The sequence below is a fragment of the Mesorhizobium temperatum genome (genome assembly GCF_002284575.1).
Taxonomy (GTDB): domain Bacteria; phylum Pseudomonadota; class Alphaproteobacteria; order Rhizobiales; family Rhizobiaceae; genus Mesorhizobium; species Mesorhizobium temperatum.
The window spans coordinates 238,268-254,929 of the sequence record NZ_NPKJ01000022.1 but is presented as its reverse complement, the minus strand read 5'-3'; the positions used below and the strand labels follow the sequence as shown (position 1 = coordinate 254,929).

The window sequence follows — 16,662 nt, the reverse complement described above, 5'->3', positions numbered from 1 at the left end:
TACCATGCGTGGCAAAATGATGCGTGCAGGCTGGAACGATGCTTATCTCTTCCAGCTCATGACTCAAATGCGATAGCCCTGGGTATCTGCCGGGCTTTCGGTCCAATGGAACGGTGGGATCGTTGCGCCAGACATGGATATCCTGGGAGCATCCCACCCAATTGAAACGAACTCGCGATCGCCGTCGCCGTCGAGGTCGACCGCGCGGGCGCCGAGATGGCTCTCCAAACCTTCGCCGACCAGTTGCTCGACGAACCGCCCGTCCAGATTGCGCCAGATAGAAACGCGCAGGGGCGCCGCGGTGCTCGCCCATGATGAGGTCCGGTCGGCCATTGTCATTGATATCGGTCTCCGAGAGACCGTTGAGGGAGCCACGCGAGGTGATTTCCTGCTGCTCCCAGTTTGACCCGACGTCGCCGGGATTGCGCCACATTGGCGACGTCGTGGCGCTCCCAATCGGCAGAGCCATCGCCCGGATTGCGCCACTATGCGATCCCCTTTGCATTGCCGGTCGTGGCGGCAAGGTCAAGCAGGCTGTCGCCGTCGATATCGGCGAACGCGATCCGCTCGTCAGAAGCTCAGGGCAAATGCGGGTTCGCGGCCCCGCCGCCGTGTCGTCGGGGATGGGAAAGTAGAACACTCCGACAACGCTTGAGAGGTTCCCGCCGCCCAGCGACGAGTTCGGGGCTCAGGGCCATGCACCGGCGCAGATCGTCGAAGGCTTTCGGTCGAACCCGAAGAGGTCATCAATATGGTCCGCAGGCGGCTCTTTCATATGAGTGACGTACACGCTTCGTGCTTGCCAGCGAAAAGCAACTGAGCGATTGCGACTTCGATCTTGCCGACATGATGCTTAGCCATGCCGTCGGGAACACGCAGAAATCTTAGCAGATCCGCCCAACCGGCAAACCGCCTCGATCGCTTCGTCCTCACGGGTGATCAAGCCGAACTGAATGGGATGCCGACCCGTCGGTAACGAAAATAAACCGGATATCGGCGCCAGAGCTGAACTTCTTGCTGGCGACCCCCTCCACATCCCAACGTCTCATCGTCGGGATAGGGTGCATGATGACAGCCGACGCCTGCCAGTCTGCTACGTCGAATGGATGAGACCCCTTATGCATCGCTCTATCGAGCATAGCCCCAATCGTATGCCTGACGTCACGCATCGATGATTCCGATCATCCGTTCTTCGGTGTGGTCCAACCCGACCTAGGCATGGTAGCAAAAAACAGTAAGCGACTGGGGTGAGAAAACAATGAAGGTAGGAATTCTTGCTGGCGGACTGGGAACGCGGCTGGCGGAAGAAACCGAAATCCGGCCGAAACCAATGGTCGAAATCGGAGCAAAGCCGATCCTTTGGCATATCATGATGCATTACTATGCCTATGGACACCGCGAATTCGCCGTCGCGCTGGGATACAAGGGCGAATACATCAAACGCTGGTTCAGCGACTATGTCGCATTCGATGGCAGCTTGACTGTGAATGCCGCATCGGGAAGCGTCAAGCGCCACTCGAACTCGCTGCCTGATTGGTCCGTCGATCTTGTGGAGACGGGGCTGAATACGCTGACGGGCGGCCGCATAAAACGCCTGATCGACTGGATGGGCGACGAGACATTCATGCTCACCTGGGGCGATGGCGTTTCGGACGTCAACCTTGATAAACTGATCGCCTTCCACAAGTCGCATGGCAAGCTTGCAACGATGACGGCGGTGCGTCCGCCGGCACGCTATGGGCACATCGAATTCGATGGCCATCGCGTTGTAGACTTCACAGAAAAACCACAGGCCTCAGAGGGTTGGATCAATGGCGCCTTCTTCGTGCTCGAGCCGGGCATAAAGGACTATATCGATGGCGACGACGTCATGTTCGAACACGCGCCAATGCAACGGCTCGCAACCGACGGCCAACTGATGGCATATCGCCACGAATCCTTCTGGCAATGCATGGACACCATCCGCGAAAAGCATCTCCTTCAGAAATTGTGGGACAGCGGGCAGGCGCCCTGGAAAACATGGGAATTGATCGATGAAAGTTCTGGTTACAGGCCACCTCGGCTACATCGGTTCCGTCCTGACTCCGATGCTGCTTGAACGCGGCCATCACGTCACGGGCCTAGACAGCGACATCTTCCGGTCATGCACTTTCGTAGGGACGTTGGCCGAAGTGCCGACGATCGAGAAAGACATCCGTGACATCGAAATCGACGACGTCGCCGGCTTCGACGCGATCATCCATCTCGCCGGACTGTCAAACGATCCGTTGGGGGACTACCGACCCCTGCTTACCGAGGAAATCAACTGCGGCGCTTCAGTCAGGCTTGCGCAGCTCGCCAAGGCCGCCGGTGTCCAGCGGTTCCTATATGCCTCCTCTTGCAGCAATTACGGCGCGGCCGGCGACAGCTTTCTAACTGAAGATGCTCCCTTCAACCCGGTTACTCCTTACGGCGCATCAAAGGCAAATGTGGAGCGAGCGGTCGCGCCGATGGCGGATCAATCGTTCAGCCCGACATTCCTGCGTGCTTCCACTGCCTACGGCCTGTCGCCTCGCATCCGCTTCGATCTCGTGGTTAACAACCTGACCGCCTGGGCCTACACGACCGGCCTGGTCTATCTCAAGAGCGACGGCTCGCCATGGCGTCCGATCGTCCATGTTGAGGACATTTCGCTGGCCTATATTGCGGTACTCGAAGCCGAGCGAGAGCTGGTCCACAACGAGGCATTCAATGTCGGCTTGACCACGGAAAACTATCAGATTCGGGAGATCGCGGAGTTGGTGCAAACGATCGTTCCCGACAGCCGCGTGAAGTTCGCGCCCGACGCCGGGCCAGACAAGCGGTGCTATCGCGTCGACTGCACCTATATTGGTCGTCGCCTGCACGGTTTTAAGCCGCAATGGACGGCGCGGCGCGGTATCGAACAGCTCTATTACACATTTCGCGCAGCAGGCCTTGCACTTGGGGATTTCGAGGGCGAGCGATTCAAGCGCATCGCCCATGTGCAGAAGCTGATCCAAGATGGCGAACTGGATACCGATCTGCGCCGCACGCCGCAGTTTGCGGTAGCGGTTTGAGCAAACACAGCCGGGAGCCATGGCCATGATGATTGCTGGTGCAGCATCTGTAACCGAGCAGGTTTGCCGCTCCTGCGGCGGGAGTCACATCGACACGTTCCTGAAGCTCGGCACGACGCCACTTGCCGATCGGCTTCCCGTGAGCGTCGACGATGACCAGGAAGAGCCGGCCTTCCCACTCAACGTCGCCTTCTGTTGTGATTGCAGTTTGGTACAGATCACGGAGACGGTTAACCCGAGAATTCTGTTTGCCGATGCTTACCCCTATTACTCCTCATTCTCTCAAGCGCTGCTGAGGCATTCCCGAGACAATGCGCGTGACTTGATCGAGCGTCGTAACTTGGATGCCAACAGCTTTGTGGTCGAGTTGGCGAGTAACGACGGCTATCTCCTGAAGAACTATGTCGAGGCGGGGATACCAGTACTCGGCATCGACCCCGCCGAAGGACCTGCCGCCGCTGCGGAGAAAATAGGCGTGCCGACACGCCTGGCCTTTTTTTCCCGTGAACTGGCGGAGAAGCTTCGCCAACAGGAGATGCGGGCCGACGTCATTCACGCAAACAACGTTCTCGCCCACGTGGCCGACACCAATGGTTTTGTTGCAGGCATTGCGCGGTTGCTCAAGGACGACGGCGTTGCGGTGATCGAGGCGCCATATGTCGAACCAATGATCGACCATTGCGAATTCGACACGATCTACCACGAGCACCTCTGCTATTTTTCAGTGACGGCATTGGACAAGCTGTTTCGACGCCATGGCCTTTATCTCAACGAGGTAAAACACTTGTCGATTCATGGCGGTTCACTTCGCCTGTATGTCGAAATGCGGGAACATGTCGGAGCGAGCGTCACCAACCAGATCGCTCATGAAAGAGCACGAGGGATCGACGCGATCGATTACTATCTCGATTTTTCCGCGACGGTCGACAAATTGAAAGTCGAGCTCTCCACATTGCTACACCGGCTGAAAGCCAGCGGCGCCTCAATCGCCGCCTATGGGGCGGCGGCCAAAGGCGCCACCTTGATCAATACGGTTGGCATCGGACGCGATCTGATCGACTTCGTCGTAGATCGCAACATTCACAAACAGGGCAAGCACATGCCCGGTCAGAAAATTCCGATCCGTTCTACGGAAGCTCTCTTGGAGGCCCAACCTGACTACGTTCTCGTGCTTGCCTGGAATTTCCTCGATGAAATCATGGAACAACAGGCTGAATATCGAGCCAGGGGCGGAAAATTCATCGTTCCCGTGCCGAACCCGCGGATCGTGTGACCGTGCAAGTCCAAAGCGCTGCCTGCGCCGAGGCGCATGAACCGGCGACGAATTCGATGCGTCTTCGCGGCGATTGTCCTGTCTGTCGGCAGAGGAATCTGCTGCACTCGGTATCATTCGACACCATTCCATTTTCGTGCAATTCCCTGCACCCTGACGCAAACTCGGCCGTTGCTGCACCGACTGGCCAATTCGTTCTCGCGTTTTGCCGCAATTGTGAACATTTCTTCAACGCGGCGTTCGAAGATGGTCGGATCGGCTATACGCAGAATTACGAGAACTCCCTGCATTTCTCGCCGCGCTTCGTGGCCTTTGTCGAGGATCTCGCGGGTCGCCTGTCCACTGCTTACGCACTTGACGGAAAATTGGTCGTCGATATCGGTTGCGGCAAGGGTGATTTCCTCAAACGGCTTTGCTCAACCAGCGGCGCCAGAGGCATTGGTTTCGACAGGAGCTTCGAAGACAATCGGGGCGACGACGTCGCCGGCGTCGAGTTCATCAATGACTGGTTCAGCGATGCCTATCCGGACGTCAAGCCTGACTTCGTCTCCTGCCGTCACGTCCTGGAGCACATAGCCAGCCCGATCGCCTTCCTGCAGGGGCTTCGCTCCCATCCAGGCGTTGAGCCGAGCACCGTATTTTACATCGAGGTGCCTAATGCCCTCTATACATTGCGCGACATGGGAATTTGGGATCTGATCTACGAGCACGTTTCCTATTTTACGCCTCACTCGCTGCGGGCAGCAATGCAGACAGCAGGCTTCGAGGTGCTGTACCAGGGCGCGTCGTTCGGTGACCAGTACCTCTTCATCGAAGCAAAGCCTGTCGAAACCGGGATGACGGCCGATTCTTCCAGGCCTGGAAAGATTGATGAGTTGGTCCGCCGCTTCGACCAGACCTATCGCGACAAGGTCGCCTGGTGGCGCAACTACCTTGCAACACGGGACCCGGAGCAGACCGTTGTCTGGGGTGCGGGATCAAAGGGTATCACTTTCGTCAACGTCGTTCCCGAGGGGGCGCGGATAAGCGCTCTGGTCGACGTCAACCCGCACAAGCAAGGGCGCTTTGCTCCAGGCACAGGCACAGCAGTGGTTGGGCCGGAGAGCCTGCGCGGCCGACCCTTGCGGTCAATCATCGTGATGAACCCGCTCTATCGAGACGAAGTGGCCCAGGCCGCATGCAAGCTCGGTCTCTCAGCGGAGATCATTGTGGCATAATTCGGCGATCTGCGGCTTGCGCTTTGCGTCTGTGATCCCACCGATGTCAATCCGGTCTAGGTTGACTGGAGCGCCCGCCTTGTAGGCAGCGACGAGAGGAAAATGGAAAGCCCAAGCCCACGTTGAAGTCGGGACTCCTTCCGGTATGGTTTTCAATGTTCAGGTCATGCGGGCGATCGCCGCGACGTTGGTGGTCTGGGTTCATACCCAGGAACTGATCGTGACCGACGTCCTTCCGCATTGGCTCAGGAGTTTTGGATACGGAGGGGTGGACCTATTTTTCGTCATCAGTGGATTCATCATGGTCCGCACGACACAAAATAAAAACATACGGCCCATTCAATTCTACAGGAAGCGTATCCTTAGGGTGGCCCCTCTGTATGCGTTTTTCACAATGCTTGTGGTGATTTTGAGTGCGATCATGCCTGATGTTTTAAAGAGCACTCAAATAGAACTTTCTCAAATCGCAAAATCTCTAATTTTTATTCCATTTGAGAAAACGCCAGATAGCCTTTACCCAATTTACTATCTTGGTTGGACTTTGAACTACGAAATGTTCTTTTACAGCATTTTTGCAGTCGCGTTGTTGTTGCCCAAACGCGCCAGGCTCATGGCGATCACCGCTGTTATCGTCTCTCTTGCCGGTATCGGAAACAGCATTGGAGGCCTTTCCGATTATGGGGTCGCGGCTTTTTTCTATACGCGGCCAATCCTGATGGATTTCGTATTGGGAGTGCTGGCGGCGAGCTACTTCCACGATTCGGCGCGCATCGCCAGAAATCCCATGAGGTGGTGGGTATGCCTCGCCGCCGGGGTCTCTTGGCTCGCTTTTGGAGGGGAAGTCATCGGTTTCGGCGACCTCCCCGTCTCGCCAGCGACCGATACCTTCCTGAGGTTCGGCATCGCATCCGGCTTGATCGTGGCGGGAGTAGTCGGGCTGGAACAATCTGGGACAAGGATCGGCTCTCCACTGATGCAACGTGCGGGTGACGCAAGTTATTCGATATATCTGTCACACTATTTCTTTATCGCGGCGGTCATCGCCCTTGCCAATCGGTTGGAGTTGAACGACGCTGCTCGCGCCCTGCTCGCGCCCGCCACCATGGCGGCGGCGGTTGCCGTGGGTTTCGCAACCTATCATCTGCTTGAGCGTCCTTTCGCTGGTGACCTCGGCATCTACCAACGCCTCGCCAGGCTGTTTGTGGCACCGCCTCCCATGCAGCCGCGCGCCATTACCGAGGAAACTGTGATGGGGACTACCCGGAAAGTCCAAAGGCCAGATGCCTTAGAGTCTGACTCACAATCTAATATGACGTGAAATCAGTACCTTGCGATTTTCCGGATGAGCGGGTGGACGGACGCTCGGTAGATCCAGGCGGTGGCATACGGCGACCCACCCTTTGCGGCTGACGGCCTGACTTTACCACTCCATCGACGTCGATCCGTTGCAGGTTGACCGGCCTCAGCCAGCAGTGTCGCGTATAGTCGGTCGAGCGGCGCATAAACTGCGCCCATTTAAGTGGCGTCTTGGACAGCGCCCGCCAAAGCAACAGGGAGTTGAGCCCGATCAGAAAGCGAGACCGGACGAACTGCCCGCGCTGGTCGACCGCTGCATAGGTTACGAACCCGCGAAACGCAGCGCCGAACCTCTTCAGCACAGCATCAACCTGCACGTCGTAACGCTCGTTGGCAGCGAACCCTTGAAGCGACTTTGTTGTCCCGACCGGCCGCGTGTGTCTTACAACGACGTCGTCAACTATGGCGTAACGCAACCAAGGCATGTCAGTCAGGCGGGTCCAAAGAAGGTCTATTCCCGTCTCGTAGCCAAGCCCGAATAATTTCAACGCCGTTTGCAGGCACCTGGCGCTGAACACCGGACACATCATCTCGACCGTGTTGGTATATCGCAACACGTATCGCTTGCCGCTGACAAGTGTCGCTGCGTAGGAGAAATAGCTGTCCCAAGACAGCGCTGGCTGAAACAGATCTAATTTATATTGGCGGCCGATGGCGAACAGACGATTCAGGTCCAGCTTTGTCGCCTCGATGTCATCGTCGATCAATGCAATGAGATCATACCGCGTCACAATTTCAGGGTAGCATTGAAACAAGGCATGATACCCTGCGATCTTGCGCCCCGGCAGAAATACGCTGAAATCGTTCTGTCCATGGGAGACGCCAGGCTCGTAGGCGACGACGAGAAGATCGAAGTCGGCTTCGCCCGTCCCCTCAGTCCAGCCGGCATGCAAAGAGCTACGCCCGGCCCGGACGATCACCAGATTTCTCTTGCCCGAGCCCTCCGGCAATTTTCGGAAGGCTGACACTGCTGCGGCCGCGGGCGTGACTTGGCGAAGGTTCATTCAAAGCCTCCCGGCGGGCGTCGCACCGGATCACTCGTTTCTAGCCAGGAGATCGGTTTGAGGCGGCATGAATGCGTTTCAGCGCTCCCAGCCCAGCGCCGCGGAGCTTGGTACGAAGCTTCGGAGAAACAACGCCCACAAGTTCCAGGCAAAATCTCGCGATGAGCAGCGGATCCAAGATCCATGCAACCAGATGAAACAGTGTCATACCCAGCGGTGCTGTGCGCCTGTGCCGATATGCAATCGCGACGAGGTGTTTTAGCCGCCTCGACAATTCAAACGCATTCGCATTAGAGCCGCCAGGATTTTGCCAAGCCAATCGTTCGGAGCTCGGCAACCGCACCGAGCGCGTCGGATGGTCGCGGCTGTATAGTATCGCGTTGGGGGCGTGAACAAACGTCCCGAGAAGAGCCATCTCGGCCAGAAGCGCACAGTCGGAGCCGTAGTAGGGTTCGTGCAGTGTCGTTTTAGCTAACGACTCCCGACGCCAAAGGCCGAACATCGCCGCATCCCATCCGTGCGCAGCAACCATCAACCGGAAGCGGGACGCGGGCGACGATCCTTGCATGTCCGGCAGCACCCTTTCGACATAGGAAGTCAGCTGCCCGGTCCCGTCGATACCCAACAAGCGCGGATAGGCAATGACATGGCGGGCATCGTTGTCGAGCGCACGCACGCAGTCCATCAGGAAACCGCTGCCCAAGACGTCATCGTGTGCGCACCACTTGAAATATGCGCCCGAGCTCAATTCGAAAGCTCGATTGAAATTGGCCGCGGCCCCTAAATTGCGTGCGTTTCGGACATAGCGGACGCGCTTGTCCCGCTGCGCGTATTCCAGACATATATCGGCTGTTCTATCTGTCGAAGCATTGTCGGTGATGACAAGTTCGAAATCATCGAAGTCCTGCTCAAGGATCGACTGGATCGCCTCGGCGACGAAATTCTCGCCGTTGTAAACCGGCATACCAAGGGACACTTGCGGCGACTTGGAATGTTCCATTTTCCGGATTCTTCTTTAACGAAAGTGCGATCAGACCGCGACGATTTCGGGTCGCAGGTCCAGCGCTTTCAAGGATTGCGCCACTTCATTCAGGTATATCGGATTCATGACGATGACCAGGTCTGGCGGAGTGTCCAACAGGTCGCTAGGCGCAATGACCGGGTGACCGGTTCCGGGCGTAAACTTGCCTTGCTTGTAAGGGTTGATGTCGACTGCTGCCCAGACTTCGTCTCCAAGCTGCAAGGTCGTCAGGAACGACACTGCCTTGGAGCCGCCGCCCCACAGGACGACCCGCCGGCCGGCGGCGTGCGCGGCGCGAATGCGCTCCTGCCAGGAATTCTGAACGGCTCGCACGCGGGCGGGAAAGGTTTCCGCCAAACGGTGCATCACTTCCAGATCGTGCTCGAGCGGTAGTCTCGGTGTCGTCCGGCCTGCCGACGGCCGGGCATACTGAACGATGTACTGGTTGTCATAGACGAGCTCCAGATCGGTAACGTCGAAACCTTCCTGGCGAAACAGGCGCGCGTGCGCGCCAGGACTGAAATAGGAGCAATGCTCGTAGTAAATGTCCCAGAACGCGCTCTCGACGAGCACACGTTTTGCATCAGGCGTTTCGAAGACGGCCCAATCCTGGGTCCTTTTGCCGATCATCTTGCGGATCAGTCGCACGAAACTCGAAACCGAGCTTACGTGTTCGAGCGTGTGGCGACAGAGGACCGTATCCGCCTGGAGATGCTGGTAGTCCGGTCCGAAAAAATCGACGATGATCTTGACGTCGCCGTACTCGTCATTGCGGCCCTTGTCGGCTCGATAAGCTGGATCGATGCCGAGCCCGGTGGCGCCGCCCGATATGCAAAGTTCGCGGAGAAATTCACCCTTGCCGCAGCCGATCTCCAACACGTGCTTGCCGGCTATCGCGCATTTTTGTGCGATCTCGCGTGCAAGTCCCCTCGCGAAATTGTTGAAGGTGCTGGAAAAATGCTGGGATTCCTCGAAATTGGTCGAGTAACCCATGATCGTTTCGTCAAAGGCCCTGTTGAATATGAATCCGCATGCCTCGCAAAATGCGAGGTCAAGGTCGCGGCGGGGAAAGGCGTGCGCTTCTCGGGCCGAGTTCAGCAGGACGCAACTATGCACCGGGATGGATTCGACCCGGTAGATTGACCGGCTGACTGGCGCCGAGCAGCATGGGCACGCGGCCGGTCGAAGCGTTTTTCTGTTGCTTGCCATGTGAAGGTCAAATGAATTCATTGTAGAATTGGCTCGATAAGTGAACCGGTTATATCGCGCGAACTCTCGGCTCCGAAGAGTTCATTGTACTCGGTTGCGCGAGCGAGTTGGACAGACTGGGCCAGGCCGAGGGCGTCGAGAATCGCCAGGTCGAATCTTTCCTCGGAGAACCGGGTCGCGTTCATGCGACAGGCGTGCGGCGTAATGGACAGCGCATTTTTCTCGAATAGATCAATGGCCCCAGCTACGGAATCGACGGCCTGACGGTCGAAGAGCACACCTGTCGGATGGGCGCTCTCGCCAAGCGGCCGGACAATGTCGCGCGCACCTCCGCGGCCGAAGGCGATCAATGGCGTGCCGCACGCCTGGGCCTCGGCAAGCGTTATCCCGAAATCCTCGCATCCAGCGAACACCATCGCACGAGCATTGGCGATTCTTTCGATGTATTCATGCCGCGGCAGATAACCGGTGAAGACTATGTTGGAGCCGGCAAGCGATCGCAGATGCTTGGATTGTACTTCGTCGCCTACAACAACCAGGCGACGCGACGGCGTTTTGCTGAACGCCTCGATTATCAGATCCGTACGCTTATACGGGGCGTGGAACGCGGCCGTGACGTAGTAGTCATCCTTGTTGACCACGAGTTTAAGATCCTCGATGGCGACGGGCGGATGGACTACCCGCGCGTCGCGGCCGTAAATCCGTTCGATTCGAGAGCGGACATAATTCGAGTTTGCCAGCATCAGGTCAGGACCATGTGCCGTTCGGGTGTCCCAGGTCCGCAGCCTGTGAAGCATGTAACGAAAGGCAAGACCTTTTGGTCCAAATCCCAAGCCGGCTTGCTGCAAATAGGAGAATTGTTCGTCCCACGCATACCGCACCGGACTGTGCACATAGCACAGGTGTAGTTGGTCTGGGCGAGTCAGAACGCCTCGAGAGAATGCGGCCGAAGAGGAAATTACCGCGTCATAACCTGTGACATCAAATTGTTCGATCATAAACGGACACAGAAAGAAAAGTGACCTGTAGTACTTTTCCACGAACGGAAGTCGATTCATGCCGGAAACGTGGAAAATTACGCCTGGAAAATACTCTTCCTTGATTTCCTTCGGGAGAAAATCAAAGAGGGTGAAGACCTCGGCTCTCGGAAAAGTCTTGCAGATCCGAGCAAGGACCTGCTCCCCTCCCCGAAAGTTGGGGCACCAATCATGCACGACGGCGATGCGGGCGTTGCGGTCTATCGCGGCAAATGGCGTCTTGCTGATGGATCGCAAATGTTTGGCATCACGGCCCACCATGGTGGTTGCTTTCGGCTGTCGCACATGGCGCATGCTTTGCCCTCACGGAATGTTGGCACCTTTTTCCGGAATTCTTGTTGCCCGGATGCTCAGCGACTGTGTGTCGTCCGTCCCGTCCAAACAAGCTGCCTATCGGGTTAAGCGCCGCACCCTCCCGAGGCCGGATGTACTCCAACGAGGTACGTCTCCTACTTCGATGGGCCTAAGCACGCCTCAACGCTAACCTTATGCGCAGGCTGTATCGGCGCGACCGGCGGATTAGGATCATAGCGCGCTCACTTCGCAAGCAGTGGTCGCGCGCCGTATCTGCATCCATTGCCCGCGAGGAGAGTTGATCGTCGATGAAAGTGGCTGTTATCGTCGCAACGTTTGGTCGCAGGGAACATGTGGCTCGGCTTCTCGCACAGCTTGAGCGACAGACCCTGCTCCCTGACGCGGTGATAGTCTCGGCTCCTGACGCCGATCATACTCCCAACAACATAGTTTGCCGGTTTCCTGTATCGCGCGTATTCGGAAAAACCGGCTTGCCGGCGCAACGCAACATCGCCCTCGATATCGCAGGCGACCGTTTCGACATAATCACCTTTTTCGACGACGATTTCATTCCTGCGGACGACTATCTCGAAGGCGTATCGAAGGCGTTCAAGCAGCAGTCCGACTGGGCAGTGGTGACTGGAAACGTGCTGAAGGACGGTGCGACGACTGCAGGGCTCACGTGGGACGAGGGTATCCAGGCGCTTCGCGAAGCCGGCCCAACGACCGAAACGCGTGGGGTGGACCAACTCAGCGCCTATGGATGCAACATGTCGATCAGGGCGGCATTCATCGGCGGCCTGCGCTTCGACGAACGGCTTGTACTCTATGGGTGGCAGGAAGACGTTGATTTCACCAGCCAGTTGAGAGCCAGAGGGCGGGTCGTCTGTTTGCGGTCGATCCGCGGGGTTCATCTCGGCATCAAGAGCGGTCGCGTAAACGGCATTCGCTTCGGCTATTCCCAGGTGGCGAATCCGATCTACCTCGTCCGCAAAGGGACCGTTCCATCGATGTTCGCACTTAGATTGATGGGCAAAAATCTGCTCGCCAATCTCGCGCGCAGCCTCTGGCCGGAACCCTATGTCGACCGGCGAGGGCGACTGCGCGGCAATCTCCTGGCCCTTTCACATGTCGCAAGGGGCCGGGTGGAGCCCGAATATATTCTGAAGATCTAGTGCAGAGGTAAGTGATGTTCGAGGAACTGCCCTTTTCCGTCAACAGCGGCGCTCGTTCAAATCACCGAGTTCGGTGCCTGGGCAAGCTGTCCGATCGCGGCGCTTGGCGCTTTCTCCACGTCGTGGTGTCGGCGGGGATGTCCCTGGCCTGCATGTTGGGTGTTTCGGCTGCAAACGCCAGAGACTATGTGCTCGGCCCGCAAGACAAGCTGCGCGTCAAGGTCTACGAGTGGCGTGCGTCGCGCGACACGATATTTGGCTGGGATGCTCTCAACGACGAATACACGGTCGGTCCCAACGGCTCCGTTTCGCTGCCGCTGGTCGGTGAAATCAAGGCTGCCGGCCTCACCACCGGCGAGATTGCGAACTCCATCGGCGACAGGCTGATGAAAAGTGTCGGCCTTGCGCGAAAACCGAATACGGCGGTGGAAATCGTCCAGTTCCGACCGTTCTATGTTGTCGGCAAGGTGACGCAGTCGGGAGAATTCGCATACCGGCCCGGACTGACCGTCTTGCAGGCATTGAGCATCGCGGGCGGGTTGCGGACCCGAGAGGACAGGGATGCCAGGTTCGAGCGCGAAGTGATCCAGGGCCAAGGGGATGTGAGCCTGCTTAGACTGAGCGAGGCCAGTCTCCTCGCTCGCAAGGCACGACTCGAGGCGGAACTCTCGCATGCCAGCGACATTAAGTTTCCGGTCCAGTTGACGTCGCGTATTCAGGACGACGTCTTTGCTATGCTCTTGAAGCAGGAGCGCTTGATCTTCCAAGCGCGCAGCGAGGGATTGGACACTCAGATCAAGGCGCTCCATGGTCTGCGTGAGTTCCTCCAGAAGGAACTGGCCTCGCTGGAAGCGCAACTCGTTTTCCTCGACAAGCAGATCGGCTCAATCCAGAAAGAGTTGACAGCGGTTTCGGCGCTGGTGGTCAAAGGTCTTGCGGCGGCGCCGCGGGAATTTTCTCTAGAGCGGGCCCTTGCCCAGGCGCAGAGCGAGAGGTTGTCGGCGGAAACCAGTCTGCTGCGCGGGCGTCAGGAAATCAGTAAAACAGACATATCAATTCTCGAGCTCGAGGACGGGCGGAAAAATGAGGTAACGATCGACCTGCGTCAAACGCAAGCTGAGCTCGATGCTCTCGAAAGCAGGACAGAAACAGCAAGGCGGCTATTGTACGAGTCGGCGGTATCCGCCCCGACCCTTCTTGCCCGCCGAGCCGACGCGGATCTGGCTGCGCCGATCTACACGATTTTCCGACCGTCGGCGGATGGCGCGACAGTGCAAATCCAAGCTAACGAAACGAGTGCCGTAGAGCCCGGAGACACGATCAAGGTTGAAATACCACTGGCTCCGGATGAAACGGGCGCGCTGGACCTGACATCGACCGAGCGGCACGAGGCGCCGAGAATAGAACTCAAGGCAGAAACCGCCGGCGATACTGTAGGCATTCCGTAGCCCCCGGCGGGTTTTGCTAGAAGGATTAGGTATAAGCGCGCGACTGCTTGATGTAGATCAGGCAACTTCCTTGACCAATACACGCACTATATGGCTCTATCGCCATCGCGCTCTTTTATAGGAAAAGAGACTTCGCTATGCAAGCAACTGAACTACCGAACGTCTTCTTGACCAACACGTTCGATGAATGGATTCAACAGAAGCCATCCAAGTCTCAGACGGTTCGCTTTGCCAACAAGGTTCTCCGAAAACTTGGAATAAATCTCGTCCTCGCACCACCTGTTCGCACGGGCTGGATGACCAGTGTTGAACAGAGAATGGACATGTATCACTTGGCAGGCGCAGCGCTTTTCTACAACGTACCTGGAGACTTCTGTGAATTGGGATGCCACGAAGGCAAGTCAGCCGTGGTATTCCAACGCATACTTCAGCACTACGATCCAAGCAGGAACCTTCACTTGTATGACAGCTTCGAAGGTCTCCCGAACGCCAGTGCCGAAGACGGCCACGCCAACGCTCACAAGGGCGACATGGCCACTACGAAGGATGCGCTCATGGCAAACTTCAAGCGTTTGAATCTTCGGCAGCCTATTCTTCACCAGGGATGGTTCGAAGATACGCTTCCCACACAGTTGCCGGACAAAATTGCATTTGCGCATCTGGATGGTGACCTATACGACTCGGTCAAGGTCAGCTTGGAGTATGTATATCCTCGCCTATCAAAGGGTGCTGCATGTCTGATAGACGACTACAGTGATCCTGGATTGTTCGACTCGGTCGATCTCTATCCGGGGGTAAAGAAGGCCTGCGACGAGTTCTTTAGCGATAAACCCGAAAAGGTTGCGCTTTTGTATGGTGGATTCGATAGCACTATGGGTTTCGGAGCTCATGGATACTTCCGAAAGCTCTGAGCCTATATCGCTTTAGGCGCGGCCGGGAACAGTGCCGACCTGCGATTGAATCACGTGTTCGCTGGAATCGGGCGAATGCCGGAGCGTCCTTACAGGAGCCTCAGCAACACTGTCGTCTTCAACTGGCAACAGCCGGCTGACAAGAACGACAGCGAGAGGAATCAAGAACACGATACCCGGGTCGGCGCCGCCACTTGCCAGGGATCCGGCCACGAGCGCCGATAAGGCGCAAGCGCGGACACTCGACGCGATCGCGTCGATCTCGGGATCGATGCGACCGACGCGGCCACCCCGCATCCCCCGCGCCAGCATTGCCAACAGAACTGTCATCATCGCGGTGCCGAACAGCCCCAACTGGGAAAGCACCGCGATCGGCCAACTCGAGGCCCGCGAGCTTCCCAACCCGACTCCCAGCCCTCCTGTATCGAAGAAAGACTGCAGGCTTTTGTAGTTCCAGTAGCTGCGCTCCTGGCCGGAGGCTGATGTGACTTTGTTGATTACCGTGTTGTCGACAAGCTGCAAGACCGGATCTAAGAAATGCGGATAGAACAGACTGGCGGCCATCGCGGAGAGGAGCAAGGGCGGTAGCAACGCGATAAGCAGTGCCTCCCCCCACCTCAGCCGACCTGAAGCGAGCGACTTCACGATGGAAAAGACGACGGGCACGCTTACGATTGCAAGACCGACATAGGCGGTCGACGATGTCGACAGCAGCAGGAGAACAAAAAGGGCCACTCCTAACCCCAATGCAAATTTGGATCCGGTCTTGCGCCAATAGGTGTAGGTGAACGCCAGCCCTGCCAGCGATGCCCCACCGAACGACGATGCCTCTGAAAACGCCCCCGCGATCCGCCAAAATCCTGCTTCCGTGACTTGCGTCAGCATGGCGTAGTTGGCCGTACGAATCGGGGCGAGGATGTCGCCGGCGCCGATCACTTTGCCCAACAAATCCAAAATGCCCATGAACACGTGCAAGCTGAACCAAAGGAAGAAGCCTCGCCTGATGTCGGCTAACGTGCCGCTGCGCTGAAGCAGCAGACAGGCCGCCAGGAACGTCAGCCCTCCCAGAACAAAGTATCCCGCCTGAGAGATATTGGCCGATACCGGCGCCAAGGCCGCTTCGTAGACGCCCCTGCCGGTGCGGGATGCGACAAAAGCGCTTGTCTGCCCTGCAAAGAGCCTCGGAAATAACAGCGCTCCGATGCAGACATAGATCATGAGCGCGCAGACGATCCATGCTGCACCTATACGAACGAAGACCGCTCCTATTTCTCTCCAGATTCCCCGTCGAGCCAGCGCGGCTACTATCACGAGCATATCAAAGACGGTAAAGATAAGCGGCGATGAACCGCCAAGCGAGGTTATTGTCCCGATTGCCGTCGCACCAAAAGCCAGAGAGGCAATCAGTGCAGTGATCAGCGACCAGCGCATATAAACGACGAGGGCCAGGAGTCCCGTGCAAATCAGTGCCCCAACGAGCGAAACCTGCATTTCACACTCCGACCATCAATGATTCAGACCCTGACGGCGCCGCCGGAACCACTGAGCTAAATGGTTGGCTTCACAAAAACGAGCGACTCTGATTTCCTTGGGACAGGGTTGGTCTTGCGCGGCGTAAATTGCCCCTGGGAGGAGGTCGC

The 16,662-nt window shown here is 57.3% G+C and carries 15 protein-coding genes; 8 read left to right on the top strand and 7 right to left on the bottom strand.

Annotated features, from left to right (window positions below):
* Positions 1-63 precede the first annotated feature (63 nt).
* Together CIT26_RS07090 and CIT26_RS37400 are read right to left on the bottom strand one after the other, a co-directional pair.
* Entirely contained in the window at positions 64-339 is a 276-nt protein-coding gene (locus tag CIT26_RS07090; RefSeq protein WP_095491890.1) for a hypothetical protein, read from the bottom strand.
* A gap of 146 nt (positions 340-485) precedes the next feature.
* A complete protein-coding gene (locus CIT26_RS37400) occupies positions 486-548 on the bottom strand; it encodes a hypothetical protein (RefSeq protein WP_245319224.1) in 63 nt (20 codons plus the stop codon).
* 710 nt (positions 549-1,258) lie between these two features.
* On the opposite strand from CIT26_RS37400, the gene rfbF reads away from it, so the two are divergent.
* From rfbF to CIT26_RS07055, 5 genes are all read left to right on the top strand, one after another.
* Positions 1,259-2,098: a glucose-1-phosphate cytidylyltransferase gene (gene rfbF / locus CIT26_RS07075; RefSeq protein WP_077381112.1), complete on the top strand. Its 840-nt coding sequence runs from the start codon at positions 1,259-1,261 to the stop codon at positions 2,096-2,098.
* The gene (locus tag CIT26_RS07070) at positions 2,034-3,077 is read left to right on the top strand and encodes an NAD-dependent epimerase/dehydratase family protein (protein WP_095491887.1); all 1,044 of its coding nucleotides are present in this window, start codon (positions 2,034-2,036) and stop codon (positions 3,075-3,077) included. Before rfbF ends, CIT26_RS07070 begins: the two co-directional genes overlap by 65 nt.
* Positions 3,078-3,096: 19 nt before the next feature.
* Complete coding sequence (locus CIT26_RS07065; protein ID WP_245319220.1) at positions 3,097-4,350, top strand: class I SAM-dependent methyltransferase; 1,254 nt, start codon at positions 3,097-3,099, stop codon at positions 4,348-4,350.
* Positions 4,347-5,567 (top strand): class I SAM-dependent methyltransferase, encoded by a 1,221-nt coding sequence (locus CIT26_RS07060; protein ID WP_245319217.1) that lies wholly within the window; start codon positions 4,347-4,349, stop codon positions 5,565-5,567. Before CIT26_RS07065 ends, CIT26_RS07060 begins: the two co-directional genes overlap by 4 nt.
* A 145-nt stretch (positions 5,568-5,712) precedes the next feature.
* The gene (locus CIT26_RS07055; RefSeq protein ID WP_095491886.1) at positions 5,713-6,885 is read left to right on the top strand and encodes an acyltransferase family protein; all 1,173 of its coding nucleotides are present in this window, start codon (positions 5,713-5,715) and stop codon (positions 6,883-6,885) included.
* Here CIT26_RS07055 and CIT26_RS07050 read toward each other — a convergent pair.
* From CIT26_RS07050 to CIT26_RS07035, 4 genes are all read right to left on the bottom strand, one after another.
* Complete coding sequence (locus tag CIT26_RS07050; protein WP_143747799.1) at positions 6,872-7,927, bottom strand: DUF707 domain-containing protein; 1,056 nt, start codon at positions 7,925-7,927, stop codon at positions 6,872-6,874. The genes CIT26_RS07055 and CIT26_RS07050 overlap by 14 nt on opposite strands.
* Before the next feature lie 40 nt (positions 7,928-7,967).
* Positions 7,968-8,927: a glycosyltransferase family 2 protein gene (locus CIT26_RS07045; protein WP_095491885.1), complete on the bottom strand. Its 960-nt coding sequence runs from the start codon at positions 8,925-8,927 to the stop codon at positions 7,968-7,970.
* 30 nt (positions 8,928-8,957) lie between these two features.
* Positions 8,958-9,941, bottom strand: coding sequence for a class I SAM-dependent methyltransferase (locus CIT26_RS07040; RefSeq protein ID WP_167391308.1), 984 nt, complete (start codon positions 9,939-9,941; stop codon positions 8,958-8,960).
* A gap of 233 nt (positions 9,942-10,174) precedes the next feature.
* Positions 10,175-11,455: a glycosyltransferase gene (locus CIT26_RS07035; RefSeq protein WP_425350326.1), complete on the bottom strand. Its 1,281-nt coding sequence runs from the start codon at positions 11,453-11,455 to the stop codon at positions 10,175-10,177.
* Between the two features lie 341 nt (positions 11,456-11,796).
* Here CIT26_RS07035 and CIT26_RS07030 point away from each other — a divergent pair, with 341 nt between their 5' ends.
* The 3 genes from CIT26_RS07030 (at position 11,797) to CIT26_RS07020 (ending at position 15,022) form a co-directional block, all read left to right on the top strand.
* Positions 11,797-12,663 (top strand): glycosyltransferase family 2 protein, encoded by an 867-nt coding sequence (locus CIT26_RS07030; RefSeq protein WP_095491882.1) that lies wholly within the window; start codon positions 11,797-11,799, stop codon positions 12,661-12,663.
* Positions 12,664-12,677: 14 nt separating this feature from the next.
* Positions 12,678-14,111, top strand: a complete 1,434-nt coding sequence (locus CIT26_RS07025) for a polysaccharide biosynthesis/export family protein (RefSeq protein WP_095491881.1) — start codon at positions 12,678-12,680, stop codon at positions 14,109-14,111.
* 137 nt (positions 14,112-14,248) lie between these two features.
* Positions 14,249-15,022: a TylF/MycF/NovP-related O-methyltransferase gene (locus tag CIT26_RS07020; protein ID WP_095491880.1), complete on the top strand. Its 774-nt coding sequence runs from the start codon at positions 14,249-14,251 to the stop codon at positions 15,020-15,022.
* Positions 15,023-15,034: 12 nt separating this feature from the next.
* On the opposite strand, the gene CIT26_RS07015 is transcribed toward CIT26_RS07020, so the two are convergent.
* On the bottom strand, positions 15,035-16,513 hold the full coding sequence (locus CIT26_RS07015; protein WP_206072732.1) for a hypothetical protein: 1,479 nt from the start codon (positions 16,511-16,513) through the stop codon (positions 15,035-15,037).
* Between the last annotated feature and the right edge of the window lie 149 nt (positions 16,514-16,662).

Bases quoted from the DNA above. Each gene is read 5' to 3' on its own strand.
- CIT26_RS07090 (WP_095491890.1), bottom strand. From the start codon at position 339: ATGACAATGGCCGACCGGACCTCATCATGGGCGAGCACCGCGGCGCCC.
- rfbF (WP_077381112.1), top strand. From the start codon at position 1,259: ATGAAGGTAGGAATTCTTGCTGGCGGACTGGGAACGCGGCTGGCGGAA.
- CIT26_RS07070 (WP_095491887.1), top strand. From the start codon at position 2,034: ATGAAAGTTCTGGTTACAGGCCACCTCGGCTACATCGGTTCCGTCCTG.
- CIT26_RS07065 (WP_245319220.1), top strand. From the start codon at position 3,097: ATGGCCATGATGATTGCTGGTGCAGCATCTGTAACCGAGCAGGTTTGC.
- CIT26_RS07055 (WP_095491886.1), top strand. From the start codon at position 5,713: ATGGTTTTCAATGTTCAGGTCATGCGGGCGATCGCCGCGACGTTGGTG.
- CIT26_RS07050 (WP_143747799.1), bottom strand. From the start codon at position 7,927: ATGAACCTTCGCCAAGTCACGCCCGCGGCCGCAGCAGTGTCAGCCTTC.
- CIT26_RS07045 (WP_095491885.1), bottom strand. From the start codon at position 8,927: ATGGAACATTCCAAGTCGCCGCAAGTGTCCCTTGGTATGCCGGTTTAC.
- CIT26_RS07040 (WP_167391308.1), bottom strand. From the start codon at position 9,941: ATGGGTTACTCGACCAATTTCGAGGAATCCCAGCATTTTTCCAGCACC.
- CIT26_RS07035 (WP_425350326.1), bottom strand. From the start codon at position 11,455: ATGGTGGGCCGTGATGCCAAACATTTGCGATCCATCAGCAAGACGCCA.
- CIT26_RS07030 (WP_095491882.1), top strand. From the start codon at position 11,797: ATGAAAGTGGCTGTTATCGTCGCAACGTTTGGTCGCAGGGAACATGTG.
- CIT26_RS07025 (WP_095491881.1), top strand. From the start codon at position 12,678: ATGTTCGAGGAACTGCCCTTTTCCGTCAACAGCGGCGCTCGTTCAAAT.
- CIT26_RS07020 (WP_095491880.1), top strand. From the start codon at position 14,249: ATGCAAGCAACTGAACTACCGAACGTCTTCTTGACCAACACGTTCGAT.
- CIT26_RS07015 (WP_206072732.1), bottom strand. From the start codon at position 16,513: ATGCAGGTTTCGCTCGTTGGGGCACTGATTTGCACGGGACTCCTGGCC.